At 32.3% G+C, this 20,848-nt stretch carries 20 protein-coding genes and 1 pseudogene; 10 read left to right on the top strand and 11 right to left on the bottom strand.

Features of this window, described 5'->3' with window-relative positions:
• The 6 genes and pseudogenes from AB8B90_RS01465 to AB8B90_RS01440 all read left to right on the top strand — a co-directional run.
• Positions 1 to 253, top strand: a pseudogene (locus AB8B90_RS01465) (acyl-CoA dehydrogenase); the annotation flags it as partial.
• Positions 254 to 439: 186 nt separating this feature from the next.
• The gene (locus AB8B90_RS01460) at positions 440 to 1,726 is read left to right on the top strand and encodes a nuclear transport factor 2 family protein (RefSeq protein WP_405332948.1); all 1,287 of its coding nucleotides are present in this window, start codon (positions 440 to 442) and stop codon (positions 1,724 to 1,726) included.
• Positions 1,727 to 1,729: 3 nt separating this feature from the next.
• Positions 1,730 to 2,200 carry a DUF6265 family protein gene (locus tag AB8B90_RS01455; protein ID WP_405332947.1) on the top strand — a complete coding sequence of 157 codons (471 nt, stop codon included), beginning with the start codon at positions 1,730 to 1,732 and terminating at the stop codon, positions 2,198 to 2,200.
• An 11-nt stretch (positions 2,201 to 2,211) separates the two neighbouring features.
• The gene (locus AB8B90_RS01450) at positions 2,212 to 2,838 is read left to right on the top strand and encodes a TMEM175 family protein (protein ID WP_405332945.1); all 627 of its coding nucleotides are present in this window, start codon (positions 2,212 to 2,214) and stop codon (positions 2,836 to 2,838) included.
• A 15-nt stretch (positions 2,839 to 2,853) separates the two neighbouring features.
• Entirely contained in the window at positions 2,854 to 4,188 is a 1,335-nt protein-coding gene (locus AB8B90_RS01445) for a M28 family peptidase (RefSeq protein WP_405332943.1), read from the top strand.
• Positions 4,188 to 4,760 carry a YdeI family protein gene (locus AB8B90_RS01440; protein WP_405332941.1) on the top strand — a complete coding sequence of 191 codons (573 nt, stop codon included), beginning with the start codon at positions 4,188 to 4,190 and terminating at the stop codon, positions 4,758 to 4,760. The genes AB8B90_RS01445 and AB8B90_RS01440 overlap by 1 nt, the downstream gene beginning before the upstream one ends.
• Before the next feature lie 54 nt (positions 4,761 to 4,814).
• Here AB8B90_RS01440 and AB8B90_RS01435 read toward each other — a convergent pair whose 3' ends face one another.
• The gene (locus AB8B90_RS01435; RefSeq protein WP_405332939.1) at positions 4,815 to 6,281 is read right to left on the bottom strand and encodes a magnesium chelatase; all 1,467 of its coding nucleotides are present in this window, start codon (positions 6,279 to 6,281) and stop codon (positions 4,815 to 4,817) included.
• Positions 6,282 to 6,344: 63 nt separating this feature from the next.
• Positions 6,345 to 7,472, bottom strand: coding sequence for a vWA domain-containing protein (locus tag AB8B90_RS01430; protein WP_405332937.1), 1,128 nt, complete (start codon positions 7,470 to 7,472; stop codon positions 6,345 to 6,347).
• A 139-nt stretch (positions 7,473 to 7,611) separates the two neighbouring features.
• Here AB8B90_RS01430 and AB8B90_RS01425 point away from each other — a divergent pair, with 139 nt between their 5' ends.
• From AB8B90_RS01425 to AB8B90_RS01415, 3 genes are all read left to right on the top strand, one after another.
• Entirely contained in the window at positions 7,612 to 8,046 is a 435-nt protein-coding gene (locus AB8B90_RS01425) for an RrF2 family transcriptional regulator (protein ID WP_405332935.1), read from the top strand.
• A 48-nt stretch (positions 8,047 to 8,094) separates the two neighbouring features.
• Positions 8,095 to 8,826 carry an iron-sulfur cluster repair di-iron protein gene (gene ric / locus AB8B90_RS01420; RefSeq protein ID WP_405332933.1) on the top strand — a complete coding sequence of 244 codons (732 nt, stop codon included), beginning with the start codon at positions 8,095 to 8,097 and terminating at the stop codon, positions 8,824 to 8,826.
• Between the two features lie 212 nt (positions 8,827 to 9,038).
• Entirely contained in the window at positions 9,039 to 10,172 is a 1,134-nt protein-coding gene (locus tag AB8B90_RS01415) for a hypothetical protein (protein WP_405332931.1), read from the top strand.
• A 3-nt stretch (positions 10,173 to 10,175) separates the two neighbouring features.
• On the opposite strand, the gene AB8B90_RS01410 is transcribed toward AB8B90_RS01415, so the two are convergent.
• The 9 genes from AB8B90_RS01410 to AB8B90_RS01370 form a co-directional block, all read right to left on the bottom strand.
• Positions 10,176 to 10,631: a hypothetical protein gene (locus tag AB8B90_RS01410; protein ID WP_405332929.1), complete on the bottom strand. Its 456-nt coding sequence runs from the start codon at positions 10,629 to 10,631 to the stop codon at positions 10,176 to 10,178.
• 2 nt (positions 10,632 to 10,633) lie between these two features.
• Positions 10,634 to 11,416 (bottom strand): ABC transporter permease, encoded by a 783-nt coding sequence (locus AB8B90_RS01405; RefSeq protein ID WP_405332927.1) that lies wholly within the window; start codon positions 11,414 to 11,416, stop codon positions 10,634 to 10,636.
• Complete coding sequence (locus tag AB8B90_RS01400; RefSeq protein WP_405332925.1) at positions 11,409 to 12,116, bottom strand: ABC transporter ATP-binding protein; 708 nt, start codon at positions 12,114 to 12,116, stop codon at positions 11,409 to 11,411. Before AB8B90_RS01400 ends, AB8B90_RS01405 begins: the two co-directional genes overlap by 8 nt.
• Positions 12,110 to 13,345, bottom strand: coding sequence for a nitrous oxide reductase family maturation protein NosD (locus AB8B90_RS01395; RefSeq protein WP_405332923.1), 1,236 nt, complete (start codon positions 13,343 to 13,345; stop codon positions 12,110 to 12,112). Before AB8B90_RS01395 ends, AB8B90_RS01400 begins: the two co-directional genes overlap by 7 nt.
• 4 nt (positions 13,346 to 13,349) lie before the next feature.
• Positions 13,350 to 13,787 (bottom strand): nitrous oxide reductase accessory protein NosL, encoded by a 438-nt coding sequence (locus AB8B90_RS01390; protein ID WP_405332921.1) that lies wholly within the window; start codon positions 13,785 to 13,787, stop codon positions 13,350 to 13,352.
• Between the two features lie 28 nt (positions 13,788 to 13,815).
• A complete protein-coding gene (locus tag AB8B90_RS01385; RefSeq protein WP_405332919.1) occupies positions 13,816 to 14,406 on the bottom strand; it encodes a hypothetical protein in 591 nt (196 codons plus the stop codon).
• A 114-nt stretch (positions 14,407 to 14,520) separates the two neighbouring features.
• On the bottom strand, positions 14,521 to 16,491 hold the full coding sequence (gene nosZ, locus AB8B90_RS01380) for a Sec-dependent nitrous-oxide reductase (protein ID WP_405332917.1): 1,971 nt from the start codon (positions 16,489 to 16,491) through the stop codon (positions 14,521 to 14,523).
• Between the two features lie 26 nt (positions 16,492 to 16,517).
• A complete protein-coding gene (locus AB8B90_RS01375) occupies positions 16,518 to 17,093 on the bottom strand; it encodes a fasciclin domain-containing protein (RefSeq protein ID WP_405332915.1) in 576 nt (191 codons plus the stop codon).
• Between the two features lie 10 nt (positions 17,094 to 17,103).
• The gene (locus AB8B90_RS01370; protein ID WP_405332913.1) at positions 17,104 to 17,601 is read right to left on the bottom strand and encodes a c-type cytochrome; all 498 of its coding nucleotides are present in this window, start codon (positions 17,599 to 17,601) and stop codon (positions 17,104 to 17,106) included.
• Positions 17,602 to 17,813: 212 nt separating this feature from the next.
• Here AB8B90_RS01370 and AB8B90_RS01365 point away from each other — a divergent pair.
• Positions 17,814 to 20,848: WD40/YVTN/BNR-like repeat-containing protein (locus AB8B90_RS01365; protein WP_405332911.1), on the top strand; the 3,035-nt coding region annotated here is incomplete at its 3' end.

The following is a 20,848-nucleotide window of genomic DNA, read 5'->3' as shown; positions in this document are numbered from 1 at the left end:
GAATGCCAAACGTTTTGGAGAAGATGACCAAAAAGTACAAATAGCGATGTCTAAGTTATACCTATACAATGCTGTAAGTATTGTAGAAGGTAAAGGAAAAGAAAGTATCATTTCATTTGCTGAAGGTGACGAGCAACGTATGATGCTTATGGGACTTAAACGTTTCACTAAATATCAAAACTATCCAGACATCGTTGATTTACGTAACGAAATTGCTGAAAAAGTAAAAGCAGAAAACAAATACTGCTTCTAAAATATGTTTAGTTATCTACCTATTTGAGTGCATTCTTTAAGCCATAACATTTGGTTTGTACTCAATAAGGTAGTTTTTGTTTATAAAATTTCGGCTAATTCAAAATTTATAGACAGTAAAAGCCAATTCACTAACGGGATTGGCTTTTTTAATTTTAGTATATTTAATACTTTCAAAACAACATTTATGAAAACACAAATTTCGAGTCTTTTTTTACTCATCACTTTTCAACTTTTTTCGCAAGCTAATACCGAAGTTTTTATGTTTGATGTAGAAGTTAAATCTTCTACGATCACTATTAAAAATGGAAAAAACTTATCAAACAATGAAGGTTATGATAATCAACCTTCATTTTTAAATGACAGGTATATTTTGTTTGCTTCAACTAGAAATGGTCAAACAGATATTGCAAAATACGATACACGATACGATTCTAAATCTTGGCTTAATTTCACAGAAGGTGGTGAATATACACCTTTAATTATTCCGAATAGAAATGACATATCAGCTGTTCGTTTAGATAAAGATGGAACACAACGTTTATATAGTTATAACGGAAGTAATGGGGACTCTACAGAGTTAATCAAAGACTTAGTGGTTGCATATTATACTTGGTTTGATGAACATACTGTTGTTTCAGCAGTAATTGAAGACGACCAATTAAATCTATTTGTAAGTAACCTTCAAGATGGAACCAATAGAAAATATGAGACTAATGTTGGACGTTCATTCCATAGAATTCCAGGTTCCAATCTAGTGAGTTTTATTTCAAAAGAGAATAAAAATCAATGGCAAATAAAATCGCTTAACCCATTAACAGGAGATACAAAAGTTATCGCAAATACTATGGAAGGGGTTGAAGATATATGTTGGTTAGATAATAAAACATTACTGACTAGTAAAGACAATGTATTGTACAAGTTAAGACTACAAAGAGATAACAACTGGAAAAAAGTTGCCGATTTAGAGTCCGAAGGTATTACTAAAATCACACGTTTAATAGTCAATACTGAAGGAAACAAACTACTCATTGCTGGAGATATTAGTCCGCAACAAGAAGATATTGAAACCACAGAAGCCCCTAATGACACTTCTGAAGAAGACTCAGATAACTCCAATACAGATTCAGAAAGTTCTACAGATGAAACAGGAGTTGAAGCTATCATTCAAAGAAATCTTGATGCCTATAACGCAAGAGACATTGATGCATTTATGAAGGATTATGCAGACGATGTGAAACTATATCAATATCCAAACACTTTACAAACAGAAGGTAAAGAAGCCATGCGTAAATCATATAGTGACTGGTTTAGTCGCGTTAAAGATTTAAGAGCATTCGTTAAAAAGAGAATTGTATTTGGCAATAAAGTTATAGATGAAGAGCAAGTGACAGCTAACGGACAAATTTTAAATGCTGTTGCCATTTACGAAGTTGAAAATGGTAAGATTATTAAAGTAACCTTTATGCAATAACAAATGAAAACATTAGCATTTTTATTACTCGTATTAATTGGCTCAAACAGTTTTAGCCAAGACAAAACTATATTAGAGCCTAAGTTAGAAAATTGTTCATGGATTGCTGGCAACTGGAAAGGAGAAGCATTTGGTGGTCAAACCGAAGAAAATTGGAGCAAACCTTCAGGTGGTTCAATGATGGCAACTTTTAAACTCATCAATGATGGTAAAGTATCATTTTACGAAATAGAAATCATTAGAGAAGTTGAAAATTCATTAGTACTTCAATTAAAACATTTTGATAATGATTTAAAAGGTTGGGAAACAAAAAATGAAACGGTTGATTTTCCGTTAAAAGAAATCACTGAAAACAAGGTTACTTTTGCAGGTATGATGTTTGAAAAAGTAAGTGATAATGAAATGAATGTTTATGTAGATATCGAAAATGACAATGGCGACATTGAAATTGTAAAGTTTAATTATAAAAAATAAAGAAGATTATAATGAAACACTCTAGAGGTCGAATTACATCTTTAAGTGATGGAGTTTTTGCATTTGCAGCAACGCTTATGGTTGTTGACTTAGGAACAACAATAGACTTTAATCATCTTGACAATCAAATATCAAGCTTTATAAGTTTTGGAATTGCTTTTTTTGTAATGATGCTACTTTGGAAACTTCATTATAACTTTTTTCAACGTACTAAATATGTTGATAATTGGATTATAGCCACAAACATCATTTTACTTTTTACTGTTCTATTTTATTTATTTCCTCTTAAATCCTTAATTAATTCTATTACCAAAAAAACACAACTTGGTGAAGATGGTTTATCTCATCTATTCTTACTTTATGGATTTGGATTTGCACTTATTTTTAGTTGCTATGCTTTTTTATATTATCGAGCTTACAAAAAAGACAAGAATAACAAAAACACATCATTATTATTATTTTACCATAAACACTTTGTTATTTTCATATTTACAGCAGTACTATCAATAGTCTTAGCCTTTTTTAAAGTTGGAATTACTTTTGGTTTACCAGGATTTGCTTACTCTACTCTTGGAATAACATGCTATATAAACGTGCTTAGATTTAAAAAGAAACATCCAGACGCATTCAAAAATTAACATGCTTTATTTATTATGAAATATATTTCAGCCATATTATTAGCTTTATTTATAATTCCAATTTATGCCCAAACAAACAAAAAAATCTATGACATTATAGATAATGTTTCCGCAGAGCGCATAAAAAAAGACATCAAAACATTAGCCGATTTTGGTACACGCCATACACTCAGTGACACACTTTCAGAAACTAGAGGCATTGGAGCAGCAAGGCGTTGGATAAAAAATGAATTTGAATCTATTTCTGAAAATTGTGATAACTGCTTAGATATTTTTTATCAGAAAGATCTTGTAAAAAAAGGTGAAAACGATAGAATCACAAAAGATGTTTGGGTTGTTAATGTTGTGGCCATACAAAAAGGCACAAAATATCCAAATCGCTATATTATAATGAGTGGAGATATTGACTCTAGAGTCTCAGATCCGAATAATTTCACTTCTGATTCTCCTGGAGCAAATGACAATGCTTCAGGTATGGCTGGAGCTATTGAAGCTGCTCGTGTATTATCAAAGTATAAATTTGAAAGTAGCATTATTTATGTTGGACTATCAGGAGAAGAACAAGGACTTTTTGGTGGCAAAGGTTTCGCTAATTATGCTAAGGAAAATAATTGGGATGTTATTGGTGTGCTTAATAATGATATGATCGGTAATATTAAAGGTGTTGACGGAGTGATTGATAATCGTACGTTTAGAATATTCTCAGAACCTGTTCCTCCAACTGAAACTGAAAAACAAAGAAAATCGCGTCGCTTTTATGGTGGCGAAGTTGATGGTATTTCAAGACAGCTCGCTCGCTACGTTTATAAAACTACTAAAACATATATGCCAGAAATGAATCCTATGATGGTATATAGACTCGATCGATTTGGTCGTGGAGGGCATCACAGACCTTTCAACGATGTTGGATTTCCTGGAATAAGAATTATGGAAGCTCACGAAAATTACACCCAACAGCATCAAGATATTAGAACAGAAAACGGTATTAATTATGGTGACACTTTCGAACATGTCAATTTTGATTATGCAAAAAAACTTACCACAGTGAATGCTATTACAATGGCAAGTTTGGCCTCTGCGCCTCCTGCTCCAATAACTCTAGGCATCGGTGGAATTGTTGAACCCTCAGTAAAATTAAAATGGAGTCCTGTTGAGGGCACGAAAGGCTATAAAATTTATTGGAGAGACACCACCTCTCCTACTTGGGGTCATAGCCGATATGTAGGCAATGACACTGAGTTCACTTTAGAAGGTATTGTTATTGACAACTTCTATTTTGGTGTTGTTTCAGTTGATGAAAATGGTTTTGAGAGTGTTGTTGTATTTCCAAATCAGATTATTAGAAATTAATGTCTGAAATAAAAGAATATTATTTTAAAACTGATGTAGAATGGCGAAAATGGTTGCATAACAATCATAATACTTCTGTAGGAATTTATCTGATTTTTTATAAAGTAAATCACAACAATGCGTCTATGCGTTGGGAAGAAGCAGTAAAAGTTGCTTTATGTTATGGTTGGATAGATTCTACTGTAAAAAGTTTAGGAGATGGCAAGCGTCGTCAATACTTCTGCTCTAGAAATGAAAAAAGTGTTTGGAGTGCTTTGAATAAAAAATACATAAAAGAACTTACCAAAGCTGGACTCATGGAAAAAAGTGGATTAGCAAAAATCAAAATCGGCAAAGAAAACGGAAGTTGGACTGCTTTAGACAATGTTGAAAAAGGAATTATTCCAAGTGAATTACAATTAGCATTTGACAAAAACCCAAAAGCTTTTGACAACTTCAACAACTTTGCACCTTCCTACAGAAAAGGGTATTTATATTGGTTAAATCAAGCTAAACGTGATTCAACACGTGAAAAACGAATCAATGATATCATAAAGTTTTGTGCGAATAATATCAAAAGTAGAGCTAATTAGTAAATGAGTTTTATGTAAAATTAAAAGGGAAGCAAATTGCTTCCCTTCTTTTAATTATATACCACTTATAAAACTACCGTAAGGGTCTTTAAATTGAATACCCTCAGTGAATCGGTATTTACTGAGTTGTTTAAATTCAACCAAAGCCCAAAGCACAAATTCTTTAACAAAGTAACTTTCATCTTTAGCAATATTAGGTTGATATTCACCCAATAAATCATCTAAAGGAGAAATTGCATCCAGTAAACTCTTATATTCTTTATCTCTCAAATCATCCAAAATTTCAAATCCTTCTTTTTGATTAAAAAACCAAGATACAATATCATCGTATGCGGTTTCTTCAGTATCTTTTTTCAGCTTTTCAATTTTAGGAAAAAATTCAGGAAACAAACTTTTAACCGCTTCTCCTATTAAGTTAAAAGCTACGACTGCTGCTCCTTCTTGTTCTCCTTCATAAACCAATTCAACTTTCCCTGTAATTGCTGGAATAATACCAATAAAATCGCTTAGTCGAAGCATGGTTTTATCATCGCCTGCTAATAAAGCTCTACGTTCAGCTGTGCTTAATAAGTTTTCTAAAGCTGTAATACTTAATCTAGCACTTACACCACTTTTGGCATCAATGAATTCGCTTTCACGAGCTTCAAATACAATCTGTTCTAATAAATCTCTAGCTAAATCTGGAACAACTACAGTATTTTTTTGTTCTTCAACTAATTTAGCTTCCTGTTCTGTAATTAAACGTGCTGTTTCAATATCAACTGGGTAGTGTGTTAAAATCTGACTTCCTATTCTATCTTTTAAAGGTGTAACGATACTTCCTCTATTGGTGTAATCTTCAGGATTTGCAGTAAATAAAAATTGAACATCTAAAGGTAACCTGAGTTTAAACCCACGAATTTGAATATCACCTTCTTGTAAAATATTGAATAATGCGACTTGAATTCTTGCTTGTAAATCAGGCAATTCATTAATCACAAAAATACAACGATTTGCTCTTGGAATCATTCCGTAGTGAATCACACGATCATCTGCATAACTCAATTTTAAATTAGCTGCTTTAATAGGATCAACATCTCCTATAATATCAGCAACAGTTACATCTGGAGTTGCTAATTTTTCAGCAAAACGATCACTTCTATGCAACCAAGTAATTGGAGTATTATCACCTTTATTGGCTATCAATTCTGTAGCAAATCGAGAAATAGGATTAAACGGATCATCATTAATTTCTGAACCTTCTACATATGGAATGTATTCATCTAATAAATTTAACATCAAACGTGCTAAACGAGTTTTTGCTTGACCACGAAGACCTAATAAATTAATATTATGTCTTGAGAGAATCGCACGCTCTAATTCAGGAATTACAGTATTTTCATAACCATGTACACCTTCAAAAGCTGATTCTTTATTTTTTATTTTTTCGATAAGGTTATCTCTTAATTCATCTTTTATTGATTTTGATTGATAGCCCGATTTCTTTAAATCACCTAAAGTTTTTATTGTATCTATTTTCATGTTCTTTGATTGCTTTTGTTTATTCTTCAAGCCTTTCCTTTTATTTAAAACAGGTAATCACTGTTAGCCTTTAATTCTTTTTTTTCTATTTGATTCGTAATCTTCAAAAATCATTTCTCCTAAACCTTTCAAACCAGTATAAAACGCTTTTCCTTGATTTGCTCTAGTAAATTCCTGTACAAATTGCATTAAGTATTGATCTTGAGCAATCATAAAAGTAGTTATAGGGATATGTAATTTCCGAGCTTGTTGTGCCATTGCATAACACTTATTTGTGATGTAAGGATTCAATCCGTTACTATCTTTATAATATTGACCATCAGGTAATCGCAAGCAACTTGGTTTTCCATCTGTGATCATAAAAATCTGTTTATTCGTATTCCGTTTTCTTCGGAGTAAATCCATAGCAAGTTCTAAACCAGCTACAGTATTTGTGTGATAAGGACCAACTTTAAGATATGGCAAATCTTTAATTTCAATTTGCCAAGAATCATTTCCGAAAACAATAATATCGAGAGTATCCTTAGGATAACGAGTTGTAATCAATTCGGCCAAAGCCATCGCTACACGTTTTGCAGGTGTAATTCTATCTTCACCATATAATATCATACTATGGCTGATATCAATCATCAGGACAGTACTCATTTGAGATTTATGTAAAGTTTCTTCAACTACTAAATCATTTTCAGTTAAATTAAAGTCTCCAATACCATGATTAATTTGTGCATTACGTAAACTCTCAGTCATAGACACTTTATCTAAGGCATCTCCAAATTGATAATTTCTGAAATCACCTGTATGCTCATCTCCTATTCCAGGGCTTTTACTTTTATGATTTCCTTGACCGCTTCGCTTTATTTTTCCAAAGATGTGCTCAAGTGCTTGCTGACGAATTGCACGTTCCGTTTTGGCTGTGATTAAGAGACCACTATTACCATCGGGATCAATTTCTTCTTTGATATAGCCTTTCTTCTTTAGGTCTTCAATAAAATCGTCAATTGTATATTCGGCAGTTGTTAGCTCATATTCTTTATCTAGTTCTCTCAACCAAGAAATTGCCTCATCAAAGTCACCAGAAGTATGTGTAATTAACTCTTTAAAAATTTCAAAGAGGGTTTCAAAAGGTGATTTATCAGGAGCTTCGTAAGATTTAAATACGAATCCTCTCTTAAAATCTGTATTGTGTTTCATAGCACCATAAAAATACTGCTTTTAAAACTGAAAATTATTAAAGGAATTGTAAAATAATACGATGCATTTATATTTTTTTATACGCGATAATTATGTCCTATTTTAAAAATTTCGGATATTTGTATTAAAGTTAGAACCTATGTTTTCTAAAGCTTGCGAATACGGAATTAGAGCGTCAATTTTCATTGCGAAAAATTCGCATGAAGGTAGACGAGTAAGTCCTAAAGAAATATCAAAACAAATTGATTCTCCTCAAGCGTTTACAGCAAAAATTTTACAAGCTTTAGTAAGACATCACATTATTAAATCTGTACAAGGCGCTTATGGTGGCTTTGAGATTGACAAAGACCTTATAGCAACAATTAAACTATCTCAAATTGTAGAGGCTATAGATGGCAATAGCGTTTATTCGAGTTGTGGTTTAGGTTTGAAAGAGTGTAACAAAAATCATCCTTGTCCTATGCATGATAAATTCGAATCCATTCGTAATGATTTAAGAGACATGCTAGAAAACACAAATTTAGAGGAATTGGCAACAGGTCTAAAAAATGGGAAAGCCTTTTTAAAAATCTAAAAAAAATTTAAACATAAATAGGATAAAATTATCCGATATAAATTAATTATGGAAGCATTAGAAAAAAACACTCAAAAAGAAATAGGGCAATTCGTTGCTGAAGATTACAGAACTGCTGCAATATTCTCGAAATACAAAATTGATTTTTGTTGCAATGGTAATAGAACAGTTGCAGAAGCCTGTAACAAAAAAGGTATTAACAGTAATATTTTAATGAATGAAATTGAAACAATTTTAAACTCAAAAAGTGGCGAAACGATTGATTATAAATCATGGCCATTAGATTTATTAGTAGAATATATTGAAAAGAAACATCACAGATATGTTGAAGAAAAAATTCCTGTTATACGTCAATTTTTAGATAAATTATGTCGTGTACATGGAGAACGTCATCCAGAACTATTTAAAATCAATGAATTATTTACTGCATCTGCAGGAGAGCTAACCTCACATATGAAAAAAGAAGAGCTTATCCTCTTCCCTTTCATAAGAAAGATGGTAAAAGCTAAGCTTGAGAATGGCGCTGTGCAATCACCTCAGTTTGAAACAGTAGAAAATCCTATTGCCATGATGAAAGATGAACATGATAATGAAGGTAATCGCTTTAGAGAAATTGAGAAACTCACATCAAACTATACTCCACCAGCTGATGGCTGTAATACTTATAAAGTGACCTTTGCTATGTTAGAAGAGTTTGAAAAAGATTTGCATTTACATATACATTTAGAGAATAACATTCTTTTTCCAGAAGCTGTAAAACTAGAGAAATTATTTAATTAAGAATTGGTTTTAAGTTAAAGCTACACTTCCTTTGGGTTGCCTACCTACTGTAATAATTGTTGTTTTTCGAGGGGAACGACAGAAGTTACACTAAATGAAACCAAGGGAAGTGTTCTTTTTTTAATACCTTTAAATATTAAGACTCCACAAATCTCAATATGCTAAAAAAACGGATCATTGTTTGTTTGCTAAATTTTTTTGTAGCTGCATTAATGGGATTAGTATTACGCTATGTCGCAATTGGTAACATAAATATCAATTATCGTTTTTTAACACATGCTCATTCTCATATTGCCATGTTAGGTTGGGTATATTTAATGTTATTTACATTTATAGTCCACTATTTTGCTCCAGAAAACAAGCGAATATACAATCGGTTGTTTTGGTTAACACAGTTTGCAGTAATTGGCATGATGCTGAGTTTTCCTTTTCAAGGTTATGGTGTTATTTCTATCACATTTTCAACATTACACATTTTATGCAGTTACTATTTTGTGTATTTGATATGGATACATCACCAAACGAAATCGAAAGTGACAACACTGCTGCTAAAGACTTCGCTCGTATTTATGCTCTTATCTACTTTGGGAGTTTGGTGTTTGGGTCCAGCTGTTGGATTAATGGGTAAAGCTTCAGCTTTTTATCAAATCGCCATACAATTTTTCTTACATTTTCAATTTAATGGATGGTTTTTATTTGCGGTAATTGCTTTGTTTTTTCACCTATTAGACATAAAAGATTCTAAGTCATTCAGAATTTTTATTAAATTATTAATTGCTTCTACTTTATTAACTTTGGCTTTACCAATACATTGGTTTCAGTCCCATGATATATTATTAAAAATAAATACATTTGGAGTGATTTTACAATTAATTGCTCTATTCTATTTTTTCAAACTTTTAAGTATTCAGTTTACTGAATTTAAGAAAACAATCTCTAAACTAATTACCTACTGTTTATGGCTTGCAATGTTTTGTTTGATTATTAAATCAATGGTACAATTGGCTTCTATACTGCCAGCGTTTGCTGAAGGTTTATATCGTCATCGCAATTTTGTAATCGGATTTATTCACTTATTAATGCTTGGGGTTCTTTCTGGATTTTTATTTTCATTTATCCTTAGAGAGCATTTAAGCAATCCTTCAAAACTATTAGCCTATGGGCTTTATAGTTTTTTTATCGGTTTTACAATTACTGAAATACTCCTTCTTTTTCAAGGTATTAGATTCTATTTTGGAATGCATCTTTTTCCAAATTATTACGAGTTACTTTTTGTTTTTAGTATTTTATTACCACTGGGAATCAGCATCTTAATAATTAGTATTATTAAACAGAAAAAGGGTTAAAACTTAATTAACCTTGAAGTACTCAAAATATTTCAGAATTAATTGTTCCAATCGGACAAGAGCTTCTTTTGACTCTATGCTTGTAGTGGGTTCTCTCAAAATTGAAATCTCATCTAACATAGGAACTAACACCACATGTAATTGATCATGTGGTTCTCCCTTCATTGAGCAGTTTTTAATGATATAACTTGTTTGCTTTGATAGAATAGTTCCTAAAGCCACGTAGTCATTTTTATTTTCTTTTTTGAATGCTGAAATTATAGAATCCATTTGTTTTACACCTTTATGAGTTTCAACATTAGCAATCCATTTTTCACCTTGATCTAACTTGAGTTGTAAGGTATCCAAAATTGAAATGGTTTCTATATCAGAATCCTGATTAGAATTGATTTTATTTTCTTCAGATTTACAGCTAAAAAATAATATCAATAGGCAAACAATCAAATTAATTTTCTTCATAATTAAAAATCTTTCTTTTTAGATTTAAATACAATCCGTAATACAGGCAATACAACCCAAACAGTGAGCGTCACAAAAGATACTATGAGTCCGAAACTAGTTCCAAAGAATTGTTTAAAAACGGCTCCTGTATATCCCAATAAAGCAGAAATATCTAGTTTCAAGAGAATAAGTGTTCGAGATAAATCTATAGGGTTTAGCATGGTTCCAACCAATGATAATTTATCTAAAGGATAATCTTCAAACATAATTAATGTCATTAAGAATAAACCATCATAAATAATCGCTAAAAACAACCATAGCAAAATAGCGTAGCCAAAACCCTTTATCTTATTTTCATTAGATAGTGCGATGTTGAATGCTAAAGCAGTAAAAATTAAAGTTAGAAAAGTTCCTGTAATAAGTAATAACGAGAAATCCCAAATAGCACTACTTTCAAACAAACCATAAAATATAAATGGAATGCCGAGCCCTAGAATTAAGCTAATCGATAAAGACAAAGCAACACCTAAATATTGTCCAAGAAAAATGGATGAACGTTTTAAGGGTTGTGCCAAAAGCAACTCAGTAAATTCTTTGGAATTATAATAATACATGACTCCGAAAATCGTACCTATTAGTGGAACTAATACAATAATCACATTCATTAAAGTAATAACTGCTTTTGATAAATCGTTATTTAAAAACAAGAGCACAATACCTAATAATAAATAGAATGCAAAATAGACGTAACTCCAACGGCTACGCATTAAATCGAAAAAACTATATTTTAATATTTTAAACATGATTATCAGTTAATATAGATGCAATTGCATGTTCAAAATCATGCTGATTAGTCTTTGTTTTTAACTCAGAAATTGAACCTTTAAAGTAAATTTTACCTTCTAGCAAAAAGACAATTTCGTCTGACACTTCTTCTACAAAACTCATGATATGAGATGTAATAAGAATAGTTTTTCCTTTAGCTTTCTCTGCTTGAATTAAATCTTTCAATCGTATCAACGAAATAGGATCTAATCCTGTAGTAGGTTCATCTAAAATAATGAGTGGACTATCAAACATAAATGTCAATACCAGATTCACTTTTTGTTTTGTACCACCAGAGAGATTTCCTAATTTTTTATCTAAAAATGGCTCTAGCCTGAAAAGCTCAATTAAGCTCTTTTCACCAATAGTATGTTGACGTAAATCCTTAATCATTTTGATGAGTTCACTAACCTTCAAATTACTTGGAAAATTAGCAATCTGAGGCAGATAGTCAATTTGATGTCTATATTCAGATTTTTTTTTGATATTCTCTCCTAAAACACTTATGTTACCTTGATCTGGAATAACCATTCCTAAAATAGATTTTATCAAGGTGGTTTTACCTGAACCATTTGGACCTAGTACAGCGAAAATACCTCCATCATTAATGGTTAAATCTAAACCACTCAACACAATATTTTTACCGAATTTTTTATGTAAATTTTGAATACTTACCATTCTATTTTCTTTGTTAATGGATTACGATCTAAAAGATTATCTGGAGTAAATACAGGAGATACTTTTTCAGAAAAATCTATAATATCTATAAACATGCTACGTAATAAAATAATGGTTTCTGGAGTGCGATTTACGATATATGAAAACAATTTCACAGGTCTATAAGGTACATCTCCTACTCCATTTTTATCTAAATCGTATCCTGTATAACTACTCCAATAATTTCTATCAAATTCATTATCGTTAATCTTGCTATTATATGCAATATCAAAAGAGTTATATAAAAAATTATTTTCTATAAAAGTATTGGTGTAACAAGCACCTTTTACTTTAACAGCCCAACCATTGTTTTTAAAGTTATTATTTTTATAAATGATTCGGTTTGAACCCTCAATATTGATTCCGATTGTATTTTCTTCAAATGTATTTCCTATAATTTCAGAGTCATTAATTTCTTTTAATAGCATTCCATAAGAAGCTGTTCCCCAATTTTCTTTGAAGGTATTATTATACATTTTAATCTTTTTGGAAAACATAACAGCTACTCCTGCTCCGTTATTTTCAAAGGTATTATCTTGGTAAGTATCATCATTAGAAAACATAAAATGTAAACCATATCTAATATTTAAAGCACTAACATTATTTTTAATTAAGCAGTCGTCAGAGAATTCTAAATAGATCCCATCACGAACATGTTCTACATAATTATGCTCAATTTCAATATGGTTACTATACCATAATTGAATCCCATTTCCAGAGTTATACTCTTCAATAGCATCACCAATTATTTTATTATGGTATACTTTTCCATAATTAGATTTTTCTATATAAATCCCAAAAAACAACTTTTCTAGAACTAAGTTTTGAATTACAAAATTTTTACTTTTTCTGACACGTACAGCTGCATAATCTTCAGTATAACTTGTACCTACATTTATTATAAACAAACCATCTACAGTAACATTATCTGATATTATGGTAATGATTTCACCTTTAGACTCACCATCTATTATAGGATAATCCCTACCAATAATAGTAAGTGGTTTATTAACAAGAATATCATGCTCTTTATACGTTCCTTTTTTAACAATAATGGTATCAAAATTCTTTGCTAGATCTACTGCTTGTTGCAACTTCGAAACTGGACATGTAGTACAAACTTCAAATTGTGATGCATAACCAAAATATGCCATAAATATGACAAACAAAAAAGTGAATACAGATTTCATGATACTAATCTTTAAAATGTGCTAGTAATTCATTCCAACTATAAAGTTCACCTCCTTTTAGAGATTGAGTCTTTTCTGCATCACTTCTATTTTCAAAAGCTGAAAGAAAAGCTCCCATAGGGCTTGGAATATTTTCACTTATTAAGAATGTTGCTCCAGTTGCATCAATTAATTTTTCTGGTGTTGTGTAATTATTTGATAAATACAATGCGATTTCCGAAGTGTTAAATTCTTCCATAAAATTAATCATACATTCTGTAGCATCAAACTTATAGACTTTTCCCTTTTTAGTAACTATTTCTGCAGCATGTACTTTATCAACAATGGTCATTTTACAGAAGTGACAACCATCATTACCATAATCTATTGGACTAGGAGACACATTACAGCTAAAAAAAAGGAATAGCACTGCAATGATTGAGTAGTATTTTAATGTTTGCATGAGTTTAGTGTTTTTTGAACCTACATGGTTAAGTCATTTTATCTTGCTTCTTTCCTATTAGAAACGCTACAAATGAAGCCGCAATCCCTAAACCTAAGAATAATGCGCCAAACTGTGGATAAGAATGAGCTCTAAAATTTAAAATATCTCTACTTCCGAAGAGTGGTGGCTGAAATCCCATTTGAGTTCCATCGGGATTTGTAAATTTCATAATCGCTTTAGGGTCGAGATTATGACCATAGTCATGTTCCCATAAATAAAAATCGTACATACCAGCAGAGCTAAGTAATATCATTAAAATAAACCATCCTAAAAACCATTTATGATTTCCTTTCCAAGCTATCAACAAACCTAAAATACTTGTGATAATAATACCTGCTGGAAAAATTTTAAATTCAGGAATAGCATCTGGTATATACTGCATTCCAACATAATGATTCATCAAGTTTATATTCTTAATGTCATGTGGATTTGCATCTGAAAAGTCATTTATATGGATATACATTCCTAATGGTGTAGGATATTGTGGTGCTTCTAATGTAATTTTCCAAAGTGGAAATAAAAACAATCCTAAAGGTAGAATAGCTGCAAGCAGCATGATGATATTTGACTTTTTCATCGTGAAAGATTTTGTGGGTTTTATAGTGTTTTAAAAGAAAGGCGAGAGCGAATAAATAACTCTCGCCTTTTTATATAGGAAAATAAACACTAAAACAAAATTTCCCTAATTTGTTTATTCAATATCCTCTCCTAGCGACCATTTTAAAGGTGTATCACTATTAGCAGGAGATACTCTTACGTACCCTTGCATCTCTTGGTGAAGCGCAGAACAGAAATCTGTACAATAGAATGGCCAAACTCCAACTTGTTTTGGTTCCCAAACTGATGTTTTGGTTTGTCCAGGCATAATCAACAACTCAGATGTATTTTGACCTATAATGGCAAATCCGTGTGGTACATCAAAATCTTGTTCTAAATTAGTAATATGGAAATACACCTTATCACCAACTTTAATACCTTCAATGTTATCAGGTGAAAAATGACTTCTAATTGTGGTCATATAAACATGAACTTCATTACCGTTTCGAACTACTTTTGTGTCTTCATCAGAAAAGGCAGCATATGGATGCTTATTTGCTTCTAAATCATAGATTTTTTGCGAACGCTCTTTAATTAAACCTGCTTCCATTGCAGCTGCATAATGCGGTTCTCCGTGTGTAGGAAAATCTAGAAGTAACTCCATTTTATCTCCTGAAATATCATATAACTGAGCACTATGCTCTAACTCTGGACCAGTTGGTAAGTAACGGTCTTTAGTAATCTTGTTCATTGCGAACATGTATTTACCTTGTGGTTTACCAGAATTTCCACCTGGAATAGTTAAGTGACCTACAGAATAGAATGTAGGTTGTCTATCTATTACTTCCCATGTACCTACCTTCCATTTTACAACTTCTGAGGAAATAAAGAACGTCGTATAGGCATTCCCTTTATCATCAAACTCTGTATGTAATGGTCCTAATCCTGCTTGCTCAACAACTCCTGCTAATACGTCCTCAAAATTCAAGATTGGAATCCCGTAAGCATCACCAGCAAATTTTTCATTTTCAATTGCTTCTATCATTTTAGTAAATGAATGCACTGTTAAATTAGCAGATAACTTACCATTACCAACAATATACTTTCCAGTTGGATCTACATCACAACCATGAGGTGACTTAGGTGTAGGTAATAAATATACTGCTCCTGGAACTTCAGTAGGATTAACAACACGCACTTCTTTTTTCATAGTAGATGTTGCTGTATGGGTATCCTCATCATATACATTATGTGCATAATTAGCTGGCATCATTTTACCACCACCATTATTAACATACGCTTCAATTTTCTTCCAGTTGATGGCAGCAATAAAATCTTTATCATTCTGTGAGGCATTAACTTCTAAAAGAGTACTAGCTTCTTCAGTATTATAAGTTGAAAAGAAGAACCAACCATGAGAATCTCCACGACCAGGATGTGCTAAATCATAATTAAAACCTGGCATTAGTACTTGAAATTTTATATCCATGTGACCATGTTCTGGCTCCACACTAATAAAAGACAAAGCGCCTTGGAAATTTCCTTTATACTCACTAATTGGCATATCACGTTGTGGAACTGGTACAGAAAAACGTGTTCCTGCAACTACATATTCTGTGTTTTCAGTTACAAAAGATGAACTGTGATTACCAGCACTGTTAGGTACCTCAATAATTTCAGTAGTTTCAAACGTTTTTAAGTCAATCTTTGCTATTCTAGGTGTATTATTTTCATTAATAAAAATAAAACGACCGTCTATCTCTCCATTCGTTTGCGAAATATCTGGATGGTGAGAATCTCCCCAAGGAATAAATCCATGTGAGGTATTCAACATCGGTTTTGTTTCTTCAGAATAACCATATCCAGATGTAGGGAACTGAGAGAATACAGGGATTTCTTTAAACATTCTACCAGAAGGAAGTCCGTATACAGTAACATTCCCACTATATCCACCAGAAATAAATGCGTAATGTGAATCATGTTCTCCAGGAGCAACATAAACTTTCTCGGCGACATTGCTAGACAATGCACCAGAATTACCGTTTGATGATTTCGAATTATTACAACTTGTATAGGTACCAAATACAAATACAAGTGCAACCGTTAGTTTTAATAAATTCTTCATATGTTTTAGATTAGATTAGTGTTTGTTTATTCTTCTGTAGGTGGTAATAGTACTTTATCGATAACATGCACAATACCGTTACCAGCTTTTACACTTCCAAGTATTTTTGCACCACCTATCATAGGTTCTCCATCAACAACTTCCACTGTCACATATTGGTTGTTTGCTTGCCCTAGTTTTTTAAATTTCTTTAAAAAGTCTTTAGAATAATTTCCTGGGGTGACATGATATTTTAAAATATTAGCCAAAGCTTCTTTGTTTTCAGGCTTCAATAAATTATCAACAGTTCCATCTGGCAAAGCAGCAAAGGCATCATTAGTAGGCGCAAAAACCATTAAAGGTCCTGCATTTACCAATGCATTTTCAAGTTGTGCGGCTTGAACAGCTGCTACTAAAGTTGAATGATCCTTAGATCCAATAGCAATACTTAGAACTGTTGTACTCCCATCATCTTCAATAAAAGCTTGACCAGTTCTTTCAGTAGGTTTATTATCAGTTTGGGTTGCTGTTGAGTTCGTTGAGGCTTCTTTGCTTTCATTCTTGCACGAGTATACAAAAGCACCTAATGCAAAAATTAAAATGAGTGTTTTGGCTGTTTTCATAATGTTGATGTTATAGTGTTCTAAAATATTCTAATACTTTTCTAGCTTCGTCTTCAGTCAAATTTTGATTAGCCATTGGTGATCCATTAAATTCTATGAGAAGCTCTTTAGCCAATGGATCATTTTTAACCATTCCTTCAGGATCTAAAATCATATTCATAATCCATTCTGGAGATCTACGCGCTAATAATCCTTTTGGAGATGGACCAATAAATTTTTTGTTTGGTCTATGACAAGCTGTACACATCTTTTTAAAAATCTCAGCACCTTCAGTAACCATATTTTGATCAATTTCTGCATCTAATGTCACAGATGTAATTGGACCAACTCCTTTGTTACTCAAATCAATCCGCTTTGATGCAGGGGTTTTGCTAGCTTTAGCCTCTTTTTTAACCGGAACTTCTTTTCTACCATAAGAAATAGGTTCTTTTTTCTTTTCTTCTTTGCCTCCACAACTTAAAAGTAGTGTTACAAATAATACCATCATTAGTTTTAGTGTTGTCTTCATAGTTATATCAATTAATTATGCAAATTTACCGACTAGACATGCCAAAATTTATGATATTTGTCATATTTAGGATAAAAAAGTCTTATTTAAAAATATATTCGATTTATCAATGAGTATATTGTTAAAAATCTCCAAAGTTTAATAAGCAAATTTACATCCAAGCAACTTTTGCTTATCTTTATGCAACTTTAAAAAAAACTAACCTTTTACACATGAAAAAAATAATTCACCTTATGATGCTTTTGGCATCTTTTTCTCTTTGCGCACAAGAATTATCAATGGATTTAGTCAAAAACATGAAGCCTCGTAATATTGGTCCAGGCGGTATGTCTGGTCGTGTTACTAGTATTGATGTTGTTCATAGCAATACAGACATTATGTATGTTGGAACTGCTTCTGGTGGTTTATGGAAATCTACTTCTGGTGGCATTACATGGAATCCTGTTTTTGAAAATGAAGCTACTGCTTCTGTTGGCGCTGTTGCAATTCAGCAATCTAATCCAAGCGTTGTTTGGGTTGGTACTGGTGAAGGTAACCCAAGAAATAGTTTAAATGGTGGTTATGGTATTTATAAATCTGTTGACGCAGGAAAAACTTGGATGTTAATGGGATTAGAAAAGACACGTCATATTCATCGTGTAATTGTTGACCCAACAAATCCTAATATCGTTTATGCTGCTGCAATCGGTTCTCCTTGGGGAGAACATCCTGAACGTGGTATCTATAAAACAACTGACGGAGGAATTTCATGGACTAAAATATTATTTGCAAATAACAAAACTGGCGCAGCCGATTTAGTAATGGACCCAACAAATCCAAATAAACTAATTGCCTCACTTTGGGAACACAAACGTGATCCTTGGTTTTTCAAATCTGGTGGAGAAGGTTCTGGTGTTCATATTACACATGATGGTGGAAATACCTGGAAAAAAGTAACTGACAAAGAAGGGTTTCCAGAAGGTGATTTAGGTCGTATTGGTGTAGCTATTGCTGCTAATAAACCTAATATTGTTTATGCTTTAGTTGAAGCTAAAAAGAATGCCTTGTACAAAAGTGAAGATGGTGGTTTTAGTGGGAAAAATATAAATGAAAAAAGAGACATAGGCAATCGACCATTTTACTATTCTGAAATATATGTTGATCCGCAAAATGAAAATCGTGTGTATTCAATTTATACGTACGTGAACGTTTCTGAAGATGGTGGTAAAAATTTCAAGCAGCTAATGCCTGCATATGGAGTTAGTAATGGTGTACATCCAGATCACCATGCTTGGTGGATTCATCCAACTAATGGTGATTTTATGATTGATGGAAATGATGGTGGAATGAACATTACTAAAGATGGTGGAAAATCTTGGCGCTTTATTGGCAACTTACCTGTAGCTCAATTTTACCATATCAATGTAGATAATGAAATACCATATAATGTTTATGGAGGAATGCAAGATAATGGCTCTTGGAGAGGTCCTGCTTATGCATGGCGTGTTCAAGGCATAAGAAATAGTTATTGGCAAGAAATTAGTTTTGGTGATGGATTTGATGTGGTTCCAGATAAAGACGATTCTCGTTTTGGTTGGTCAATGAGTCAACAAGGCTATGTAAGTAGATACGATTGGCAAACAGGAAATAATTATACAGTAAGACCAACGCATTCTGATCCTGAAGTAGAACTGCGTTTTAATTGGAATTCTGCTATTAACATTGATCCGTTTGATAATAACACATTATACTTCGGAAGTCAGTTTGTACACAAATCAACTGATAAAGGTCAAACATGGACTGTAATTTCTGAAGATTTGACCTCTAATGATCCAGAAAAACTAAAGCAAAATGAAAGTGGCGGACTAACAATGGATGCCACTGGAGCAGAAAATCATTGTTCGATTTTAGTAATTGAACCATCAACCGTTGAACGTAATATGTTTTGGGTTGGAACCGATGATGGTAAAGTACATTACACCCAAAATGGCGGACAGACTTATACTGATGTTACTAATAACATCAAAGGCTTACCTGCTGGAAGTTGGATTCCTCAGATAAAAGCGTCTAATAAAAACAAAGGAGAAGCACTCCTTATAGCAAATGATTATAGACGATTTAATTTTACACCTTATGCTTACAGAACAAAAGATTATGGTAAAACTTGGCAACGTATTGTAAATAGTAATAATACCGAAAGTTATGCTTTATCTATTGTTGAAGATCCGATTGAAAAGAATTTATTATTCTTAGGAACTGATGATGGTTTATATATTTCTATTGATGCTGGAGCGAATTGGAAGAAATGGACGCAAGGGTTTCCAACAGTTTCAGTAAAAGATTTAGTGATCCATCCACGAGAACATGATTTAATTATTGGAACTTTCGGACGTGCAGCTTGGGTTTTAGATGATATTCGTCCACTTAGAGCCTTAGCAAAAAACAAAAAATTAACTACTGAAAAACTTGAACTTTTCACACCTCCTACAGCGTATCAAGCAGCATACCAGCAACCAACGGGAAGTCGTTTTGGAGCAGATGCAATGTATCATGGTGAAAACAGAGGCTATGGGGCACAATTTTCTTATTATGTGAAAATTGATGAAATGAAAAAAGAAGAGGCATCAAAAAAAGAAGATGAAGAAGATGATGTCATTCAGAGCGATAGCGAAGAATCTAAAGATACAGAAGTGAAATGGGACTCTTTAACTATGAAAATTTATGATGGCGACCGATTGATGAGAACTTTAAAACGAAAAGCTCCTGACTCAACTGGAATTTACAAATGGTCTTGGTTTATGGATGAAGCAGGTGTTTCTAGAGCTTCAAGAAGTATTAGAAAACAAACAAGAGAACCAAGTGGTGTTTCCGTTAAACCTGGTACCTATAAGGCGATTTTACATTTTGGAGATGTAACTTCACAAGAAATGGTTACTGTTAAATCTGATCCTAGACTAAATGTTTCTATGACAAATATCAACGAAGTTTATAATGCTTCAAAAACTATTGAAAAAATGCAATCTACAGTTGCAGCAGCTGTTAAACAACTCGTCGAAAGCAAACAAATTGCAACGAAATTCAAAGGTGATTTAAGTAAACTAGATAAAGAAAAATACAAAGATGACATCACAGCATCTAAAGATTTAATTAAAGAAATAAATGAATTAATAAATGTGTACCTAGGAACACCAGACAAACGCCAAGGTATTACTAATTCTTCAGTGGTGACAGTAAATGATAGAATTGGTAATGCGAATTGGTATGTTAG

The sequence above is a fragment of the Psychroserpens sp. genome (assembly GCF_045105015.1).
Classification (GTDB): domain Bacteria; phylum Bacteroidota; class Bacteroidia; order Flavobacteriales; family Flavobacteriaceae; genus Psychroserpens.
This window is presented reverse-complemented; position numbering and strand designations above follow the sequence as displayed.